We start from the raw sequence: 16,501 nt of genomic DNA, 5'->3' as shown, positions 1-16,501 counted from the left end.
CATTTACCAAAAATCCGGTTTTTCCAACGATCCGTAAACTCTACAATCGGCGCACCGCCTTGGTGCCATAAGAACATATTCAACCGGGTATGGCCCTAATACGGAAATAAGGTAATTCCGTGTCAAATTGAGAGGGATGTCCTGAAGGGCCACCGTATCAAGTGAGTTTGGACAGCCGGTGGACGGAAACGATAAATCTCTTAACTCAATTCCGTCAACAAACAGCCTCATTTGTGAAGACTGGGCCGCATCAAAATAACCAACTATGACCTCGTCAGGGTCATCCAGATTTCTAACGTTTCCACGGAGCTCATAGGGAAGTGGATCAAATAGCGTTCCGAGGTTCTCGGAATTTTTTTGGAGTTCGGACCAGTAGTGGAATGCATCCTCATCCAGTGCAAATTGCTCAACGAGTATGCTGTATCTTTTTCGCAGCTTATAGTCGGCCGTGCTCACATAGTTAATCTCGAACTCACTTACCTTGTCTTCTGATAGCTGGTCGGTGCTCACCGTAAGAATGGAATTTCCGCGGCGTGAATTGTAGCAATTTGCGGCAAAAACCGCAATTGGTTTTATTGGGAACCTGGGGTCGGGCGCCATGGAGTCATAATCCCACGGTGCAGCGTACGCCAGCGAAATCTCGTATGTTTCCTTCCATTCGTAGCGGTAATAGTTGGTACTCGCCGTGGGGTCATGGGCGTCAACCAATATTTTGATGCCGTCCATTTCGAGGCCGTCGTCATTGATGCGTCGCTCTGTTTTGAAATACACGCTGTCGATAGGAGGTGTAACTTTTACCGTGACAGGATCAGACTGATAGTGATTTCCACTAGTTGTTACAATGTCAAGTGTGTAAGTCTGCCCGGTCGAAGCCACAAACTCGTTGGGGTTACTCACATATCGGCCAGAGTCGCTTTCGACTAGTGGATAGGTTTCGCCCTCGCTGCCTATGATTGAAACACTGGCACCAAGCTCAGGAAGAAAGTCTTCGTTATTTAGGGCTCTCGACCGTGACAAATTAATCCTGTAAGGCTCAGCTTTATCGGAGAGGTAACCATCTACTACCAATACGCTTTGGTAGGCAATTACTTTTGGGTCGAACTGTTCAACGCAGCTACCTAAAAGCACAAGCAATAGCGCATTTCTTCCGGTAATAAATAGCTTTCTTTGAAAGGATATTGTGTCAGTGATTTTCAATTTTTTTTGTTTAAAGTATTAGATAGGCCAAAAGTCAGGTTTCTTCAATGAGCCACCATGGTAGGTGCAGTCTGTACAGCGTCTGGGTAAAAACCGTGGGTCAGGTGGCGGCCCATCCCACACACTATAGCACGAGGGCCCGGGAAAGTTGAGATCTTTGACATCTCTTCTTGAGATAAAGATTCGCTTATCCTGTATCGATAGCACCTCGAAATACCCTAAAACCACCTCCTCGGCGTCCGACTTATTGTGAATATTTCCTCTGATAGGGTAATGCTGAATGTCAAACAAAGAGCCAGCCATTTCGTTGGATTGCTTGATCTCCCACCAGTAGCTATAGGCTTTTTGGTCGATGGCCGACTGTTGCACCAGCAGACTGTAATAGGAACCAAGCCGGAATCCTTCCGTGCTTACATAATTGAGTTCATGCCTGCTTACTACATTTTTCGATAACCCATGGGTGGTGGCAACTTGAATAATTTTGGACGTGTCGGAGTCGTAACATTTCCAGAGGTTGAAATCGATGGGATATTCTATCTTTATTTCCCAGCTTTCAATGGATGTCCATTTATAGAACCTGGTCGAGTTGTTTTCGTCATGTGTGTCGACAAATAAGGCTATTCCCGACAACACTTCATCTGTGTTAGTATACCGCTCCTCAGGCTCATAGTACACACTATCTATGGCCGGTGTGCTTCGAAGAAGCTCCTCGGAGGACTCGAAATGAATTCCATTTAGGTCAATTTCCAGCTTGTAAGTTGTGCCCGGCTGCCCTCGCCATTCTGCCGAGTCGCTGAGATATTTGCCCGGAGCCACTTCTGTAAATGGATAACATGCGCCCTCAAGTGTGGTCACACAAACCGAAGCACCAGTCTGAGGTAAAGAGTTAAGGGTGCCGAACGGTCTGCTCCTTGAAAGGAGAACCTGATAGGGGCCAGGCGTGTCGAATATGGCGGCTTCTACTACCAACAACTTTTCATAGTCTGTCGATTTGCCATCAAATGGTTCAATGCACCCTTCAAAAATGAAAACGATGGGCAAAACCAGTGCTAGCTTTCTGGAGATATATGCTGAAACAATCGCTTCGCTCATAATGGCCAAAAGTCAGGTTTTTCCAATACACCATTGTACCGGCAGTCGCAGCATTCAGCCGGAGCCAGGTAGTAGTGCCCCGAGCCATAGTCACCTAATGCAGCAATCAAGTATCCAGCTTCTATGTGATTTTGAACGTACTTGTTTTCTACATAAACGAGCTCCTGGGCGCATATGCTGTAGGGAAATTTGACGTCAGCAAGTTCAGACCGGTTGATATACAGTCGTTTTGTTGAGATAGTACTAGCGCTGAAGTAGCCGAGCACTGCCTCGGCCGGGTCATCTAAACTATGCATATTCCCACGGAGATCGTATGGTTGTGGGTCAAATAGCGTTCCCAGCGATTCAGAAAGCTTTTTCAACTCCGACCAATAGTGGTATTCCTTTTCATCAAGGGCGTATTGCTTTACCTGTATACTATACAAAGAATTCAATTTGTAGCCTTCCGTGCTAACGTAGGTAAGTTCGTATTTGCTGATACGATCTTGCGCCAGCCCAAGCGAAGAACTGAGGAGCAGGCCATTCGACCGTGTGGAGCTGTAACATCTCTCCACATGCCGATTATTGGGAACTTCGTAACCGAAACGTTCGGCCGTTGGAATTAAAACGGGCCACACCACCCAATCATAGGTATTTGGGTAAGGTACTTTAATCTCCCAAACCTCTTCCCACTCCCAGCGATAATATGTGGTAGCATTTGAAGAGTCGTGAGTATCCAGCAATATTTCTACCCCTGTGATGGTATCGCCTGTTACATCAGCAAGCCGGGTTGAGGCTTCAAAATAAACGCTATCAATGGTCGGCACTTTTTTTAATTCAATGGCGTCTGATTCGTATTTTCTGCCATCAGCAGTGACGATTTGGAGCGTATACCTGGCACCGGCGGTGCCAGTGAAGTTGGCAGGATTGCTCTGGTAGACGCCTGGCGAGTCTTCTGCAAAAAGATATTCGGCACCGTGCTCAACCCTGACTGACACTGTCGCTCCTACTTCGGGCGTTGGTGAGTAAGTACCAATCGGGTTACTGCGAGTCAGTTTAACCGTGTAAGGGCCAACTTCGTCGGACACCGACCCTTCAACTACCAGCGCTCTAGGAGCTGTTGAGGTCTCCGGTGAAATAAGCTCAATGCAACTCGTACCCAGCCCAATGGAACAAAGGACGATGGTGCCGAAATAAATCTTTGTTGGTTTTATAAGTGCTCTCATTGCGGCCAGAAGTCAGGTTTCTCCAATACGCCATGAAATCTGCAGTCGCAACAATCTTTCGGTGCCATATACAGGGAGATAGCCCCGTAGTCGCCGAGGTAAGCAATAACGTAGCCGGCTTCCAAATGGTCGTACACATACCTGTATTCAACCTCAAGCAGATCCTGTCCACAGGGGTTGGTTGGGTATTTGATGTCCTTAAGCTGTTCACGGGTAATGTAGAGGCGCTTCTCTTCAACCGTGCTGGCACCAAAATAGCCCAGAACGGTTTCGTCGGGGTCGTCAGTGTTAAAAACGTTTCCTCGCAATTCATAGGGCTGGGGATCAAACAAAGTACCCAGTGTTTCAGAGGTCTTTTCGAGCTCCGACCAATATAAGAAGGCTTCTTCATCGAGCGCATATTGCCGTACTAAAATGCTATAAAGAGACCTTAACTTATAGCCATCCCGGGTTGTGACGTAGTTGAGCTCAAACTTACTGATCTGGTCACTTGATAGCTGATTGGTAGTGGCGATATGGATGTTTCTACCCACTTGGTGGCTATAACACAGGCCGATCTGATTTCCATTTTCTTTTGGAAACCCGAATTTGCCGTCCTCGTAGGTAATCCAGTCGTATGTGTTGGGGTACGGTACTCTTATTTCCCAATCTTCCTCCCATTCCCAGCGGTAATACTTAGTGGAATTTGTGTCGTCATGTGTGTCAACAAATATGGCTGCTCCTGTAATTGTATCTCCGTCAATATCCGACAGCCTGACGGAGGGTTCGAAATAAACACTATCTATCGGCGGTGATTTTTTTAGTAAAACAGGCCTGGACTGGTAGTGATTCCCATTGTCAGTCAAAATATCAAGCGAATATGCTTGTCCGACCACACCCTTAAAACCTGCCGCTATGCTCTGGTAAATGCCAGGCGAGGTTTCTTCAAACTCGAAACTTTTTCCCTCTTTATTTATCACCGATACGATGGCGTTTAATTCAGGGGTGGGAATTGCAACGTCGATAGGGGAGCTGCGTGTCAGTTTTATTGATGATCTGGCTTCTGCGTCTGATACAAACCCGTCAACCACAAGAACACCTTTGTAAGCTTTGGACTCTGGAGTAAAAGGCTCGGTGCATCCAACGAGGTCGAACCCTATCAAAAGGGTGAACGTCACTCTGAAGAGATTTTTACCTTTAACAAAGAAGTCTTGGGACGATATGTTACATAATTTGGCCAATTGTCAATCAGGTCTGAATTTTGGGCGCTCCAGCGACCCATAGAGTCGACAGTCGCTACAGTCAACAGGAGCCATTACCACATAAGTGCTGCCAAACAGACCTGTGGTATCGATAAGGTAACCAGCCTGTAGGTAGTCTTGAACGAGCCGGTAAGGCACAGTGTCTTTCTCAAAGAAACATTGTTCCAAAGGGTAAACAAGCGAATCGAGTTGGTCACGGATGACTACCAGCGAATTGACTGACACGGTGCTGGCATCAAAATAACCCAATACCGGCTCGCTCTCATCACTCGTATTAAACACATTTCCGGTAAGCTCATAGGGCTGTGGGTCAAATAGGGTACCTACCCCTTCACTGCTCGCTCTTAAAGCCTCCCAGTATTTGTAACCTGCTTCGTCAAGAGCATATTGCTTTACTATAATACCATACAGGCTCTTTAATTTGAATCCCGTAGTGCTCGTGAAATTGATTTCATATTTCTTAACACGATCTTCTGAGAGCGTTTTGGTACTAGCTACCATTATTCTGCTGGAGGTGTCGGAGTTGTAGCAAATGTTCACTGGCAGAATTTTAGGTATGGGATAACCCATTCCGACTGTATCTTTATCGACTTGAAAGTCGAATTTTGAGTTGACGGGCATTTGAATTTCCCAATTTTCTGTCCACTCCCAACGGTAGTAGTTGGTGTTGTTATTCTTGTCGAAGGCATCGAGATAAACGGCAATACCTGACAACACTCTCCCATCGTTAGTCAGCCTGGTTTCACTGCGATAATATACTTTTTCTATAGGGGGAGTTTGCTTAAGCGTAACCGGACTGGATTGATAGTGACTGCCTCCGGTGGTTACAATATCGAGTACATATTTTTCTCCCACCTTTGCTGTCAAATCTGCCGTCGGATTGTAATATGTGCCGGGTAGCGTTTCCTTAAAAAGGTAGTCGTTCGAGTGGCCATCTGTCACTTTCACTATGGCATTTTGCTCTGGTATCATGTCCTTCATGCCTATGGCCCGGGTTCTGGAGAGTTTGATTGTGTTGCTCTCCGCACCAGTTGTAAGCTGCCCTTCCACCACCAATAGGTTGGTCAACTTCGTTCCTTGCGGCTCGAATCTTTCGAGGCAGCCAACACTCACGAAAAATATCAGTATGGCCAGGGTGATGATTCTCATTTCTCCACTTTGAAAAACCTTTTTTGAGAGATCAAGTCGCCTGAGTCTGAGATTCCTTCAACGTCAATCAAATATGTCCCGGTATCGTCTCCGGTAAAAAACACTACTTCTCCAAGCCCGTCACTGATCTCCCTGCTGTCAGTCCAATACAGGGTGTTTCTGAAGTCTGGCAATGTCGATGTGGAGTTAACATCGTCGTAGTCGGGGAACACATACTTCGCCCCTTTCTGCACCCCAACAAAAGAATATTCCTGGCCAACAATGAGTGCCGGGTCTAGCCCTGCCAGGTCGCCCTTATATGAATGAAAGCTGGTGATGCCATCAAAAATTGCCCCCCCCATTAAGTATCTTTTTGTCACAATATCAATCCGCTTCACAAGGCGAGGATCCAGCTCCATAATGGTGTTCGCCTTTTTAATTGGAAGGCCATCGTAGAGCATCAGCGGTTCATCGTTCATGATCTCATTTTTTTCCACGTTCACCATCTTAAAATAGAATTCGTCGTTTCTTTTTCTTGGGAAAATACCAGCTACATATTCCCTCAGCACCTCTTCCATCAAAGGGAACCTTGTGTAGTCATCCAGGTAGTATTTCTGATCGGGAATGCCATAAAAAGGTAATGAGTCAGCCGACGGCTGGTGTTCATCAAATGGGATAATGCTGGAATACACATTTCTAACCTGCATATTCTGGCTTGCCTGAGTGAGGTAACTCTCCCACTTCTCATCAATATTCAGTGACGGAACCTCAAGTGCAACAAAGGCCTCTGAAAACGAAGGATCGATAACTATATCTACATTGGCATCAGGATCGCTGCTTTGCAGGTGCACCTCCCCCTGGCCATAAAAGTCCACAATCTCGAACCGGATGATGCCCTCGCTGTCAGCTTTTGAAGTATAAAATTCCGGTTGAGTTCCAATAATGGACAAGTAGATCAATTCATTTGCCTTTGGGGTTGTGGTGCCCGATTCATATACTTTACCAGTGAGGAATTGCCCCTTCGTTTCAGGCAGGTAGTGCCTGTCGGGTTTAAATGAAGCCTGGGAGGGATTTTTTTTGACAACCACCGGAAGCTTCCCGGAATTTTCCTGATCCGTCATGAAGAAATCAGGCACCTTGCTTACAGAAACTGACACCAGCCCATTAGCAGGTCTACCTTCTACGCCATTCAAGCCAAGGTTGATGGTTACTTTTTGCCTTGAGCGATACACTTCGCTGGCGGTTGATATCGTCAGACCCGCTGTGGGAGCATAGGCTTTTCTCGTTGCTGGCTTTTCACTGCTTTCTGACAGCCCAAGCGACTTAAATGGATTGATAATGGTAACGATTGAATAAGCATAGTCCTCGGGGGGAGAATTTCGCATCCACTTGGTGTAGGCTCTCAAGATGTAGTCGCCTGAAGTGGCGGTAAATGGCAAAAGAATGTCGCCCTTTCCTTTTCCATCTTTCAAATCGATGATCGATTGTGCCAGTGGTACGTTTTCGCTGTCGAGTAGTTCAACATAAGCCAGCCTGCTAAGTGGTGAAAGCAGGTGATTTGACTGATCGAGACATGTTACTGAAAACCTTACCCGATCACCCGTTAAATATACAGGGCCATCGTGGTGTATATGAATCTCTTCTCTGTAGGAAATGTCCTGAGCCTGAACCAGGCTGCTTGTGGTCAGCACCCATAGGAGCACAGATGCTTTTGGTAACGTTCTTCCAAAAATGGCTTTAAGCTTTCTCATGGAATTAGAATCTGAAATTGTAGGTGATGGTTGGAATGGGTCGGGCAAAGACGGAAAGCTTGTAGCCATTTATTTCTCCCTGCTCGGTCACAAAGTAGATGGAGTACACATTGTTGCGCCCCAGCACATTGAACAAGGCGAAGGTCCATGAACTGTGCGCTAACTTCTTGATTTTGTGATTGCCTTCGAAGTTGATAGACAGATCCATTCGGCTATAATCAGGAATGCGGTAGGCATTTCTGTCAGAATAGTGGACCCGGTTTGCACCCCCTATGGTATACACCGACAAGGGGTAGGTAATTGGCCGTCCTGTGCTGTATGTGTAATTAACCGAAATATTGATCCTCCTGGTGAATTTGTAGTTTGAAACAATCGTCAGGTCATGCGGCTTGTCGTAGCTGGCGGGGAAGTATGTACCTCTGTTTACTCTTTCTTCCGGAAACTGCCCTGCAATTTGCACGAGCGTTCTGGAGTACGTGTAGCTTACCCATCCGTTGAGCTTGCCAGTTTTCTTTTTCAGCATGATCTCAAGGCCGTATGCCTTGCCTTTGGCTTTTATCACATCAGTTTCGAGGTGCTCATTCAACACAAGCACTGCACCGTTTTTATAGTCAAGCATATCGGTTAGCCACTTGTAATAGGTTTCCACTGACAGTTCCAAACTGTTGGACCTCATATTGCGATAGTACCCTATAGAGAACTGATCTCCAATCTGCGGACTGATATAAGAATCGCTGAGCTTCCAGATATCAGTAGGAGAAATGGCCTGGGTGTTGGACAGCTGATGAATGTACTGTCGCATTCTATTGAAACTCAACTTGGCAGAACTGATGGGATTGAACGCATACCTCATTGAAGCCCTATATTCCGGTCCGTGATAGGTTTTGATAAAATCGCCTGAAGGATACTGCACAGTGTCCTGCATGGTATTTACATCCTTTGCCCGGGTTGGGTCATATTGAATAACACTTTTTGGCCCAAGAAAAGAGTACATTGAATAGCGCAATCCGAGGTAGACGGAAAGCTTGTCGTTGACATCGACCTTATCGCCCACATAAATGGCTGATTCAATTCCTTTCTCCTTTTCCAAAATCTTCTCCTGAAGGATGGATTGGTCACCTACGGGTTTATTGAAGCCGGGGCTTAGGTCATAATAGATACTGCTCAGCCCAAAGTCGATCTTATGCATGGACTCCGGAAAGTAGCTGAAGTCGGCTTTGAAGTTGTGCTGGTTGATGCCGTAGCCCAGATTGAAGGCGTTTACAGGAACATCTTCAGATGACAGGCTGTAGTCGTAGTGGCTGGAAACTCCCGTGAAAACCCCATAAAGTCTGCTATTGAATATTTTTTTCCATTTGATGGAAGCGTTGGAGTTGGTGTATTGGTACAATGAATCCGAGTTGAGACTGAACTTGTCATTGCTCAAATAGCCGGTAATATAGACGCTGTTTTTCTCATCAATGTCGTAGGTCACTCTCGCATTCAGATCGTTGAAACCGGCAGTGGAGTTTTTGAAAGTGGCGTTTGGCAACCTTTTCAAAATCCAGTCTGAGTAACTGCTTCGGCCAGCGATAAGGAACGAAGCTTTGTCTTCTATAATGGGGCCTTCAAGAGAAAGTCGGCCGGTGACAAGTCCGATGCCGCCGCTGCCAGCGAATTTTTTCTTGTTGCCATCCTTCATGTCTACCTCAAACACCGAGGAGATTCTGCCTCCATACTCTGCCGGAATGCCCGCTTTGTGCAACTCCACATTCCTTACCACGTCGGCATTGAAAGCCGTGAAGAAGCCAAAAAGGTGAGAAGGATTGTAAATCACGGCGTCATTCAGCAAAATAAGATTCTGGCTGGTGCTGCCTCCCCGCACGTTGAAACCATTAGAGCCTTCGCCAACGCTTTGCACTCCTGGCAGCGTTAGGGCTACTTTCATAATATCGGCCTCGCCAAAAGCTGAAGGCATTTGCTTGATCGACTGAATGTCGAGCCTGTCGAGCCCCATTTGCATGCCTGTAACGTTCACATCCCGTTCAGCTTCGATTACCACTTCCTTCAAAGCCACCACGTCCTCTTCCATTTCTATGTTAAAAAGCCCATCAGAGTAAAGAATGATTTGGCGCCTCGTGCTTTTCATTCCCACATTCTGGATTTTCAGCATTTGCTTGCCGTTGGGAATGGTGAGAGAGTAGTAGCCAAACTGATCCGTAATGGTGCCAATTTTCGGGTTTTCGATATAGACCAAAGCCCCAATCACAGGTTCGCCGGAAGCCATGCTTTTCACATATCCGGCAACTGTGGCTTTGCCAGTGGCTAGCACTGCTGTTTTTTTGCCTACTTCGAAAGTCTTGTTTTCAATGGCAGCCTCCACGGGCCCCTGATTATTTCTTGTTTTTTCTAATTCCAGGGCAGCTACCTCCATTTTGTCTTCTACGGGCTCCCTCGTGAAAAAATCAACAGGGAGGCTTTCCCGGATCACATAGCCTTTCGATATAATCACTTTGCCACCTGAATTGATGAAGAAGCTTAAGTCGGAAGACGACGGAATGATGGCTGTTAAAGCTTCTCTTAGAGAGGCGGAGTTAAGAGTAGCGTTTACACGTAAAGTGTCTGTCCATTGTGGATTGTAGAAGATCGCTGTTTTTGCCTGCTCTTCAATGGTTTTTACAGCCTGATCAAAGGGTGTTTCACTGAAAGTAGCGGTGATGGTTGGGTTTTGTGCCTGAGAATGGAACCCGAGCCCTATTATAAGTAATAAAGTAGCTGCTTTTTTCATTTTCAGTTTTCTGCTTTTAAATCAAAATAATGGCTAACCAACACGGCAGCGGCTCTTTTTGGGTTTTCTCGCCAGTATAGTTTCCTGGCTCTTGAGTAGTCAGCGAGTTCTTTCTTTTTGTCTTCGAGAACCTTTAATAGAGCTCGCTTGCTTCTGATGATGACCAATTCATTGTCTTTTTTAAGGTATAATTTGACCTTGTGTTGAAATCCGACCACTGGCGCACCTCTTGACTTATCTATGAACTTTTCTTTTGTGTGCCTGGCAATCAGTTTATATTCTTTGTCTACAATCAGTTCGTAAAAGCGGGATTTTTGCTCGCCGGTAACCTGCGGAGACAGGCGAACAAACTTTACCGAAGCAAGTGTAAAAGAATTGATCTTTTCCTGAGCCGGCATGATGGAAATGGAAATGCCGTTATTGGGATTGTAGTGTTTGAGAACAACCAGGTCATTCACAATGTCATACCGCAGTTCGAGTCCTTTGTATTCTCTATCAAGGAAGTTGATGCTGCCAGGTTGCCACTCAGAAACTAAAAAAGCGTGATCAACAACATCTGCATACTTGATTCCATATTCTGCACCGTTGAATATTCTGCCACTATACCCGACTTCGGCGTCGTACTGATTGCTGAGAACTTCTATGGAGGGATTTTGGCTGACGAGGTTTTGTGCCGGAGCAGTATTGTACAGACAAGCGCCTATGGCCAGCTGAAGCAAGGGTAGTAGTTTTCGCATCAAAGTAGGTAAAACAGATAAAAATCAATACAAAGTCAAACCCGGCATTGAAGCCTGGAATGAGCTGAATTGTACCAACTTCGAAAGTTGACACAATTCAGCATTCTATAACTATTTAAGTTCAAAAATCCCTCATTTTGCAAGGAGGATATTCCCTAAGTGGCTGTAATGAATGAGTATCGGTAAACGGCTTATTTTTCACTAAAAATTGTCAACTTCTCTATAAGCAGCCACAAGCGCCATTTCTCCTTCTTTTCCGGATTTTGAAATGCCGTGTTCCATGCCCATTACCCCGCGGTATCCTTTGTCGTAAATATGCTTGAAGACATTCCTGTAGTTGATCTCACCAGTAGTCGGCTCTTTTCTTCCCGGGTTGTCGCCAATTTGAAAGTAGGCGATTTCTTCCCACGTAAGATTGATATTGGCAATGAGGTTTCCCTCGTTTCTTTGCATGTGGTAGATATCGTAGAGGATTTTGCAGGCGGGGCTATTCACGGCTTTGCAAAGCTCGAAAGTTTGGGCGGAAGTTCGCATGAAGAGGTCAGGTCTGTCACTTAACGGTTCGAGTACCATCACCAGCCCATGGGGTTCCAGTACTTCTGCACCAGCTCTTAGTGCGTCGACTACGTTGGCTGTTTGTATCCCTATGGGTAAACTTGCGTCATAGAAGCCTGGAACAACCGTCATCCACTTTGCGTTGACCCTTTTTGCAAGCTCTACCGATTTTTTGCAAGTGTCGACAAAATTATCTTTAAATTCTTTCTTTCCTGTGGTCAAGGAAATTTTCCAATTATCGCCGCCGTCAATCACAAACACGCCCATTCGCATGCCAAGTCTTTCGAGCGTCGCTGCGATCTTGTTCTGCATTTCAACAGGGCGGCCAAGCATCCCATTGTCTTCCAGTGACCTAAAGCCCTGGTCAAACATAAATTTCAGCTCCTCAATTGGGTCATCACCAACATGGTTTTTAAACATGCCAAAATGCGGCGCATAGTCCATTTTAAATGGCTTGCCAACAGCCTGGAGGGGAGTCTTGTTTGGCCGTGCAAAGGCACTTCCTCCCATCAGCGACACTGCGCCACTTGCCAGGGCTGCTCTGCCAATGAAATCTCTTCTATTCATTTCTTTAATTATTTAGGTGTTTGAGTAGGTATATTTTGTGTTATCGGGCAGCAACCGGCGCTCCATTTTTCAACGAAGACAAATAAGCCACCAAATCGACCAGTTCTTGCTGGGTGAAAGCGTTGTGCAGCCCGGTCGGCATCAACGAGTTTTCAAGGGGCTCTTTTGATACGATATCCTTTTTGGCGTACCTTGTTTTGGCACCGCCAATGACAGTTACCTCAAGTGCGTCATTGGTTTCGCTGGAAATATAACCGGCTATTTTTTCGCCGGCTGCCGTAGTGATCAAAAAGCCCTCATAGCCAAAGCTGATGCCTGCGTCAGGATACATTATTGCCTTATAAAGCCCTTCCTTCCCAAGCTTATCACCAATTTCTGACAGCTGCGGGCCAAACTGTGTTCCTTTATTGTTGACGACGTGACAGGTTGAGCAAACTCTCTCAAACATGGCAGCGCCGTTTGTAGCACTTCCATCCAAAGCCACCAGCTCTTCAATCGAGCCAAATTTGGTATCTCCGGCGGCCAGCATTTTGGCAGCCTCTTTCCTCACAGAGCTTTTTATGCCGTTAAGAAGTGTGTACATGGCGGTCTCTTTCAGCTCCTCGGGCACCTCGTTAGCCAGTGCCATGTCCAAAAGGTTGTTTTCGGTCGACCAACCTGTTCCGTAGGCTTTAATGGCTGCTTTCCTTACCGCCAGGTCTCTGCTTTCGTCAAGCGATATGGCCTTGAATGTATTCCAAACCTCGGGTCCCCAAAGGTTGGTCATCGCATTCAGCGTTTCGATTACCTTCTCGTTGTCTTTTTGCTGAAGTTGTTTTTTGAAAAAGTCGATGCCTTCAAATTGGTGCACAAGTTTAATCGCCTCGGGGCCAAATTCACTTTTTGGCGACTGTGTGTAGATGCTCACCAGAGATGGAACCTGGTCCCTCAACTCATATCTTTTTACCCAGTCCATGTAAGTTGGGGTGCCTTTCATTTGTGCCAGCGATCCCCGCATTATTTTGTTAACGGCTGGATCCGAATTGATTTTTTCTTGTGAAATATGGCTCAGGGCCAGAATCTTTATACTATCCTGTTGGGGATGTTTGATCGTTAGCATGCTGGCAAGCAGATTGTCTTTTGAAGGATCTTTGTGGAAATCGAAGGCACGGAAATAACGGAGATTATCATGCATGCCTCCGTCTCCGTTTGTGGCCAGCTTAGCCAGCATTGGCAGGGCCGACTTGGCCCGGCTTCTCCACACAATGTCGTTTGCTCTTGGTTTCTCCAAGCCGCCTTTTTCCACCCACTTATTAAAGAACTCGTCACCTCTTGGGTCAGCGCCTATGCCAAGCGCTTCCAAATACCACCTGTCTTTTCCATCGTATTGCAGGGCCAGGTCAGTCCAAATATCCACTGCCTTTGGTGAATCCAGATAGCGGACTGCAATGGCCACTTCCCTTCTTACCTGAGGCGACTCGTCAGACGCTGCTTTTGCCAGATAGTCATCCAGGTTTTCGACCTGCAGGCTCCTGGCAATTTTTAGCCCTGTGATCCTGATGTTTTCATCAGCATCGCTGGTTGCGAGCTGAACGTATTCCTCTGTTTTGCCGTCAATCCTCGCCAGCAGCCACAGTGCTCTTGCTTTCATTCTTGGATTACTGCTACTCAAAAGGCCTTTCAATTCGGCTTCCGCATCTTTGCCCATTGCCTCAAGGGCAGTCCAGGCAAGATAGCGAGTGCCCATGTTGGGGCTTTGCAAAGACTTCACTGCCGCTTCAGCGCTGGAAACGTTTACCTTTTCTACCTCATAGTCAACACCCTTGGGAGCCACACGGTAAATCCTTCCCTGGGTCTGATCGCCCATTTGGTGCCCACCAACGCCGGGGTCATACCAGTCGGCCACGAACAATGAGCCATCCGGCGCTACGCACACATCCGAAGGTCGGAACCATGGGTCGTCATTGCCCTTAAGTATATTGACAATGGAGGCAGTGTAGCCTGCTCCCTTCTTTTCCACCGGATATGCCCGAACCACATTAGGCCCCGCATCTGTGTGTATCATCTGGTTCCTGAACCTCTCAGGAAGCAAGTCCCCTTCGTAAACGACCATGCCGGTAGGTGATCCAGCGCCGGTTTGTAAAAGGTTGGGAACCGAGCCCGGGTCGTTTTGATGCCAATGGCGAAGTGGAATTTCCTTTTCCATATTCGTGCGACGGGTGCTCCAGCTAGCGCCGGTGAATTCATCAGTAAAACCGTAGTTGCCATATTCCAGAATGAAGTTGATGCGAACCCCTCTGTTACCGTCGTCGTCGTTGTCGGACTGCCAGATGGAGCCATAAGAGTCTACGGCTGGTTCATAGTTGTTTCTGAAGTTGAAGCCAAGCACTTCCATGTTGCTGCCGTCGGTGTCGCAGCGGAAGAGCATCCCCTGGCGATATGGATTGCCCGAGCCGTTTACTTCATTGCCCACCCTGTCAATGATGGGATTGCCATCTTTATCCAGAAGCTGGTCACCTGCATTTCCGAAGTTAAAATAGAACTTGCCGTCGGGGCCAAAAGTAAAGGAGTGAATGGCGTGGTCGTGCTGCACTCCACCTAGACCGGTAAAAAGCACTTCCTTTTTGTCTGGCACATCATCACCATCTTCGTCGGTGAATACAAAAACATTTGGACTGCAAGAAACGATGACTTTGTTGCCAAAGACAGCTATTCCAAGAGCGGCATTGATGTCAGTTCCCTGGTAAAATATTTTTCGGCTGTCGGCTTTGCCGTCACCATCAGTATCTTCCAAAATAACGATCTTGTCTCCTTTTGCATCTACTTCGTTGCCAGGATTGAGCTCGCTGCGGTAGTTAAAGGCTTCACACACCCAAACTCTTCCTCTGGGATCAACGTCGAGGTTGGTAGGGTTCATGATCATGGGCTCGGCAGCAAAGAGTGTTGCCTCCAACCCATCAGCCACTTCCAGTCCCGAAACGGCATACTCCGGCAACCGCTTTTGGGCGTCGGTTAGTGTGGAGCGATCGACTGGGGGAGTTTCTTTGGAACAGTGGGTAAAAAAAGCGGCTGCGATTGACAAGGCAATCGCCCTTTTAAACATGGAAATGTTCTTTGCCATAACGAATTAAGTAGGTGTTTCTGTAAATCAACTTTCAAAATAGATAAAACCTGCGTTTATTCCACGCTTAGTTTGATGATTGAGCGTTGTATTATATAAAGTCACTTGTTTTGAAGCCAACGGTTTTACTTTTCTTACTGCTACTATCTGTTTTGCAGTCCCGGGGCCAGCAGTTCAGTTTCGCTGAGCCGAAAATGGGTGCGATCTTTAATATTACTATTGATGGCTCTGACAGCCTTATGGCCCGACAGGCAGCATACAAGGCATTTGCCCGAATCGATGAAATTAACCTGGCGCTGAGCGACTACTCAGAACAAAGCGAAACCTGGCAGCTCAATGCTACATCCCCTGCCAACTGGGTAGAAGTGAGTGAGGACTTAGGGAAGGTGCTCAAAATGTCGCAGGCCATGTCTGAACAGACTTTTGGTGCATTTGATCCTACCATTGGTGCGCTGGTACAGTTGTGGAGAAGGGCAAAACGAAAAAATGAGCTCCCCGGACAACAGCAGATTGCGGAGGCTTTGGCCGTCAATGGCTTTGATGCTATTGTGTTTGACACAAGCAGGCTGCCATTCAAAATAAAATACGTAAAAAAGGGGATGAAACTCGACTTCGGAGGAATCGGGAAAGGCTATGCTGTTGACGAGGCACTTAAGGTGCTAAAGGGAGAGGGGTTTGCACGGTCGTTCGTGTCAACGGGCAGCTCCATCGCAGCGGCAGATGCTCCTGCCAACAAAGCTACGTGGGAGTTTCTTTTAGAGGACAAAAATAGCAGCGGCCCTGGCATCAATGAGCTGATCAAATGCTCCAACTGTTTCATTGCCTCATCAGGCGACATTTATCAATACCTTGAGTTTGGGGGGAGAAAATACTCACACATCATTGATCCCGAAACCGGGGAGGCGTTGACCAATGGTGCCTTTGTTATTGTTGCAGCACCATCAGGTGCCCAGGCTGATGCTTATGCAACCGCCTTCTGCGTAATGGAAATGGAAGAGATAAGAAGGTTCCTGGAAAGAAACAGCGAGGTATCGGCCATGGTATGGAAGAAGGATGGCGACGTCGTAGAGGAACTCATCTTTGGCCAGTCATTTGTCAATTAAATAAAAACCCCTGACGGGTTTGAAGCCGCCAGGGTCTAATGATAGCTACTCGATTTCT

General features: G+C 46.8%; 11 protein-coding genes. 1 reads left to right on the top strand and 10 read right to left on the bottom strand.

Annotated elements, in window-relative coordinates; genetic code table 11:
• Positions 1-3 precede the first annotated feature (3 nt).
• The 10 genes from RIG68_RS03560 to RIG68_RS03515 all read right to left on the bottom strand — a co-directional run bounded on the left by RIG68_RS03560 (position 4) and on the right by RIG68_RS03515 (position 15,340).
• Positions 4-1,197 (bottom strand): DUF4249 domain-containing protein, encoded by a 1,194-nt coding sequence (locus RIG68_RS03560; protein WP_350118635.1) that lies wholly within the window; start codon positions 1,195-1,197, stop codon positions 4-6.
• 18 nt (positions 1,198-1,215) lie between these two features.
• Positions 1,216-2,289 carry a DUF4249 domain-containing protein gene (locus RIG68_RS03555; RefSeq protein WP_350118632.1) on the bottom strand — a complete coding sequence of 358 codons (1,074 nt, stop codon included), beginning with the start codon at positions 2,287-2,289 and terminating at the stop codon, positions 1,216-1,218.
• Positions 2,286-3,494 (bottom strand): DUF4249 domain-containing protein, encoded by a 1,209-nt coding sequence (locus RIG68_RS03550; protein ID WP_350118629.1) that lies wholly within the window; start codon positions 3,492-3,494, stop codon positions 2,286-2,288. The genes RIG68_RS03555 and RIG68_RS03550 overlap by 4 nt, the downstream gene beginning before the upstream one ends.
• Positions 3,491-4,651, bottom strand: a complete 1,161-nt coding sequence (locus tag RIG68_RS03545; protein WP_350118626.1) for a DUF4249 domain-containing protein — start codon at positions 4,649-4,651, stop codon at positions 3,491-3,493. Before RIG68_RS03545 ends, RIG68_RS03550 begins: the two co-directional genes overlap by 4 nt.
• 66 nt (positions 4,652-4,717) lie before the next feature.
• Positions 4,718-5,884, bottom strand: a complete 1,167-nt coding sequence (locus tag RIG68_RS03540) for a DUF4249 domain-containing protein (RefSeq protein ID WP_350118623.1) — start codon at positions 5,882-5,884, stop codon at positions 4,718-4,720.
• Positions 5,881-7,614, bottom strand: a complete 1,734-nt coding sequence (locus RIG68_RS03535; RefSeq protein WP_350118620.1) for a hypothetical protein — start codon at positions 7,612-7,614, stop codon at positions 5,881-5,883. The genes RIG68_RS03540 and RIG68_RS03535 overlap by 4 nt, the downstream gene beginning before the upstream one ends.
• A gap of 4 nt (positions 7,615-7,618) precedes the next feature.
• Positions 7,619-10,381 (bottom strand): TonB-dependent receptor, encoded by a 2,763-nt coding sequence (locus RIG68_RS03530; RefSeq protein ID WP_350118617.1) that lies wholly within the window; start codon positions 10,379-10,381, stop codon positions 7,619-7,621.
• A 2-nt stretch (positions 10,382-10,383) separates the two neighbouring features.
• The gene (locus RIG68_RS03525; protein ID WP_350091467.1) at positions 10,384-11,118 is read right to left on the bottom strand and encodes a hypothetical protein; all 735 of its coding nucleotides are present in this window, start codon (positions 11,116-11,118) and stop codon (positions 10,384-10,386) included.
• A gap of 201 nt (positions 11,119-11,319) precedes the next feature.
• Positions 11,320-12,240 (bottom strand): hydroxypyruvate isomerase family protein, encoded by a 921-nt coding sequence (locus tag RIG68_RS03520; RefSeq protein ID WP_350118614.1) that lies wholly within the window; start codon positions 12,238-12,240, stop codon positions 11,320-11,322.
• 40 nt (positions 12,241-12,280) lie between these two features.
• Positions 12,281-15,340, bottom strand: coding sequence for a PVC-type heme-binding CxxCH protein (locus RIG68_RS03515; RefSeq protein WP_350118611.1), 3,060 nt, complete (start codon positions 15,338-15,340; stop codon positions 12,281-12,283).
• 110 nt (positions 15,341-15,450) lie between these two features.
• Here RIG68_RS03515 and RIG68_RS03510 point away from each other — a divergent pair, with 110 nt between their 5' ends.
• Entirely contained in the window at positions 15,451-16,443 is a 993-nt protein-coding gene (locus RIG68_RS03510; protein WP_350118608.1) for an FAD:protein FMN transferase, read from the top strand.
• Positions 16,444-16,501: the final 58 nt, after the last annotated feature.

The sequence above is a fragment of the Imperialibacter sp. genome (assembly GCF_040222385.1).
In the GTDB taxonomy this organism is placed as follows: domain Bacteria; phylum Bacteroidota; class Bacteroidia; order Cytophagales; family Cyclobacteriaceae; genus Imperialibacter.
This window is presented reverse-complemented; position numbering and strand designations above follow the sequence as displayed.

Excerpts from the sequence above, each read along its gene's own strand:
- RIG68_RS03525 (WP_350091467.1), bottom strand. The coding sequence starts at position 11,118 with ATGCGAAAACTACTACCCTTGCTTCAGCTGGCCATAGGCGCTTGTCTG.
- RIG68_RS03540 (WP_350118623.1), bottom strand. The coding sequence starts at position 5,884 with ATGAGAATCATCACCCTGGCCATACTGATATTTTTCGTGAGTGTTGGC.
- RIG68_RS03530 (WP_350118617.1), bottom strand. The coding sequence starts at position 10,381 with ATGAAAAAAGCAGCTACTTTATTACTTATAATAGGGCTCGGGTTCCAT.
- RIG68_RS03535 (WP_350118620.1), bottom strand. The coding sequence starts at position 7,614 with ATGAGAAAGCTTAAAGCCATTTTTGGAAGAACGTTACCAAAAGCATCT.
- RIG68_RS03515 (WP_350118611.1), bottom strand. The coding sequence starts at position 15,340 with ATGGCAAAGAACATTTCCATGTTTAAAAGGGCGATTGCCTTGTCAATC.
- RIG68_RS03550 (WP_350118629.1), bottom strand. The coding sequence starts at position 3,494 with ATGAGAGCACTTATAAAACCAACAAAGATTTATTTCGGCACCATCGTC.
- RIG68_RS03555 (WP_350118632.1), bottom strand. The coding sequence starts at position 2,289 with ATGAGCGAAGCGATTGTTTCAGCATATATCTCCAGAAAGCTAGCACTG.
- RIG68_RS03520 (WP_350118614.1), bottom strand. The coding sequence starts at position 12,240 with ATGAATAGAAGAGATTTCATTGGCAGAGCAGCCCTGGCAAGTGGCGCA.